The organism is Streptomyces sp. NPDC007162, assembly GCF_040634175.1.
GTDB lineage: Bacteria > Actinomycetota > Actinomycetes > Streptomycetales > Streptomycetaceae > Streptomyces.
In genome coordinates this window covers 1-2,901 of the sequence record NZ_JBEYFC010000795.1, presented here as the reverse complement: position 1 = coordinate 2,901, position 2,901 = coordinate 1, and the positions used below count along the sequence as shown (strand labels likewise).

Annotated in this window: 4 protein-coding genes; 1 reads left to right on the top strand and 3 read right to left on the bottom strand. The window is 68.0% G+C overall.

Annotation, left to right across the window (positions count from 1 at the left end):
• Window positions 1–105: 105 nt before the first annotated feature.
• From ABZ646_RS44060 to ABZ646_RS44050, 3 genes are all read right to left on the bottom strand, one after another.
• Window positions 106–759, bottom strand: coding sequence for an NAD(P)H-dependent oxidoreductase (locus tag ABZ646_RS44060; protein WP_060897115.1), 654 nt, complete (start codon window positions 757–759; stop codon window positions 106–108).
• 138 nt (window positions 760–897) lie between these two features.
• On the bottom strand, window positions 898–1,269 hold the full coding sequence (locus ABZ646_RS44055; RefSeq protein ID WP_057582123.1) for a DoxX family protein: 372 nt from the start codon (window positions 1,267–1,269) through the stop codon (window positions 898–900).
• Between the two features lie 256 nt (window positions 1,270–1,525).
• Entirely contained in the window at window positions 1,526–2,137 is a 612-nt protein-coding gene (locus ABZ646_RS44050) for an NAD(P)-binding domain-containing protein (RefSeq protein WP_060897116.1), read from the bottom strand.
• 184 nt (window positions 2,138–2,321) lie between these two features.
• Here ABZ646_RS44050 and ABZ646_RS44045 point away from each other — a divergent pair, with 184 nt between their 5' ends.
• Window positions 2,322–2,795 (top strand): MarR family winged helix-turn-helix transcriptional regulator, encoded by a 474-nt coding sequence (locus ABZ646_RS44045; RefSeq protein WP_360532690.1) that lies wholly within the window; start codon window positions 2,322–2,324, stop codon window positions 2,793–2,795.
• The last annotated feature ends 106 nt before the right edge of the window (window positions 2,796–2,901 follow it).

Genomic DNA, 2,901 nt, shown 5'->3' with positions numbered 1-2,901 from the left:
GGCTCCCGCCATCCACTCCCACTGCCAGCGCGTGTAATCGCTGTACTGCCAGGTGAGTTCGGGCAGCGACGGGTCCTGCCCCTGCTGGAGCGCGGGGCGCTGTTTCTAGGCGGCGATGCGGTGGGCTATCGCCTTGGCCGTGGAGGCTGCGTCGTCCAGTGCCTGCTGGCGGGAGGCTTCGAAGAGGGGGATGAGCTGGGACATCGCCGGGTTGTGTACGGCCATCGTGAGTTCCGGGACGATGAAGTTCAAGTCCAGGGCGAGCGCGTCGGCCAGAACGGCCGTGAGGTAGTTCTGCACGTATTCGTAGCCCTCGCGGGGCGTGCCCGGGGCGTAGGAGCCGCCGCGGCTGGCGACGACGGTGACGGGGGTGCCCTTGAGCCTGGAGCTTTCCACGCCGGCGGTGCGGCCGACGAGGACGATGTTGTCGAGCCACGCCTTGAGGGTCGAGGGAATCGAGTAGTTGTACATCGGAGCGCCGATCAGTATGGCGTCGGCGTTCTCCAGCTCGTCGATCAGCGTCAGCCGGTGGGCGAGGGCGGTGGCCTGGGAGGGGGTGTGCGTGGCCGGGTCGGTCTGGCCGGCGGTGTGGGCGTCGGCGGTGAGGTGCGGTACGGGGTTCGTGGCGAGGTCACGGTAGATGACCGTGCCCTCCGGGTGGTGCTCCTGCCAGGTCCGGCGGAAGGCGGCGGTCACGGCGCGGGAGGAGGAGGCGTCGCCGGAAAACAGCGAGGAATCGAGATGCAGAAGAGTGGCCATGGGATGTTCCTCAGGTGTAGCAGTGGTCGGGAATGCGGATGATCGGTGACGGTCCGCGTGGCGAGGGCGGTCTCGCGATCACCCGGCCGGGTTTGCCGGGCGGAAGGTGAGCTGTGGCGCCTCGGATTCAGGCGCTGGTCAGGAGGCGAGGACGAGCGTGGCGGCGGCAGCGATCGCGATGACGGTGAGGATGATGGGTGCCATCGCGTTGCCGCGGGTCTCGGGGTTGGCGTAGTCGCCGGACTTGGCGTGGAAGCCGACGGCTCCGACGAGCAGGACTGCGAATCCCAGGGCGGCGGCAACGCCGATGGGCTGCCAGAAGAGACCGGCGATGAGCCCTGCGGCTGCGGCCAGCTCGGCCAGCCCGATGAACCGGACCAGCGGGGCGCTGAAGCCTCCGGGAGACTGCAACTGGGCTGGAATGCTGCCCTTGAGCAGGGCTTTCGGTAGTCCGGCGGCCAGCCCGACAACGGCGAGCAGAACGCTCAGTACGGCGGCGAAGACAAACACGGGTCATGCCTTTCTGGTGAGTGATTCGGACCGCCCGAGCTGTGCGGGACCGGCATCCGTGGAGGATGGGTGTGCCAGGGGTTTTGCTGCTCACGCGTGAGCGTTGCTGAAGTGCGGTCTCATCGATGGAGAGCGCTGCTGCGCGGCAACCCGGCCGGGCGCCGGCCGCCGCGGTGCGGCCGGTGACGGCAGACGCTGAGGCGGGACGGCTCGTCGGCGCCGGCCGCACCGCCTGTGGAAGGCGGAACGCGGCCGATCAGGTGAGGGGCTGTTCGGTGAAGTTCCTGAGCACCAGTACGCCGGGAACCTCGATGAGGCGTCCGCCTTCGTCGATCCTGCCGAGTTCCACCGGCGACAGGCCGAGCGTGCGGGCGAGCTCGGCGATCTGGGAGCTGGCCTCCCCGGAGTCGCTGGAGACGAAGACCACGCGCTTGCCCTGGCCGGAGGGCACTTCGGCGGCGAGCGTCTGGGCGGGAAGGTGGTTGAAGCCCTTCACGATCTGGGCGCCGGGCAGGACCTCGGCCGCGTACTGCGAGGAGAGCCGACCCTTGAGGATGTCGCCCGCGTTGGGCGCGTAGTGCGCGTTGGTGGTGTCGACGACGATCTTCCCGTTCCAATCTGGCAGGGCGTTGCCGAACGTCTCGACTGCGCCGAACGGGATGGCCATGAAGATGACGTCGCTCGCCAGCGCCTCGGTGAGCGTCACGGCCCGGACCGTGGAACCCCAGGAGGCGGCGAGTTCGCTGATCGAGCCCGGTCCGCGGGTGTTGGCGATGCTGACCTCGACTCCGGCCCGGGCGAAGACTCGCGCCAGCGCCGAACCGATGTTTCCGGTGCCCACGATGGCGTAGCGGGTGTCTGCAGACATGAGTGCTCCCTGTTCCAGTAATTGCTGAAGGCTGTCGAGGCGGCAGAGCAGCTTCGTCGTCCGGCCTGTCGTCGCCGCGTTTCTGTAGGCGGCTCCGACCTCCGCCAGTCCATTTGGTTGAGGTGTTAACCAAACCGTACGACGGACTGGTTAACATGTCAACCAAAGCGGTAGGGTGGGCTTCATGGACGAACCGCGATGGCTGGACGAGCGTGAGCAGCGGGCTTGGCGCAGCCTCATGAAGATGCAGGCCGGCCTGTCCGAATACATCGAGCGGCAGCTGCGCACCCACAGCGGGCTGTCCACCGCCGACTACCAGGTGCTGGCGCACCTGTCCGAGGCGCCCGAGGGACGCCTGCGGTCGTTCGCACTCGGAGATGCGCTGCAATGGGAGAAGAGCCGTCTGTCGCAGCATCTGACCCGCATGCAGAACCGCAACCTCATCCGCCGCGAGCGATGCGCGACCGACCAGCGAGGGGCCGTCGTGGTCATCACCGAACAGGGCCGCACCCTCGTCGAGGCAGCCGCCCCACTCCACCTGGCTGACGTGCGCAAAGTGCTGATCGACCACGTGACCCCTGCGCAGATGGACCTGCTGATCGAATTGGGAGGCCAGGTGGAGGCGCGACTCGCCGAGATCGATCAGAAACCGGGATGACCCCTTGCGTCCCTGCCGGGCTGCCGCCGACCGTGCCGTCAGAGTCTCGCCCGGGGTGCTGATGAGGGCCCGGCATCGCACCAACCGCCCTTACTGCGACACTCCG

Excerpts from the sequence above, each read along its gene's own strand:
- ABZ646_RS44060 (WP_060897115.1), bottom strand. The coding sequence starts at position 759 with ATGGCCACTCTTCTGCATCTCGATTCCTCGCTGTTTTCCGGCGACGCC.
- ABZ646_RS44050 (WP_060897116.1), bottom strand. The coding sequence starts at position 2,137 with ATGTCTGCAGACACCCGCTACGCCATCGTGGGCACCGGAAACATCGGT.
- ABZ646_RS44045 (WP_360532690.1), top strand. The coding sequence starts at position 2,322 with ATGGACGAACCGCGATGGCTGGACGAGCGTGAGCAGCGGGCTTGGCGC.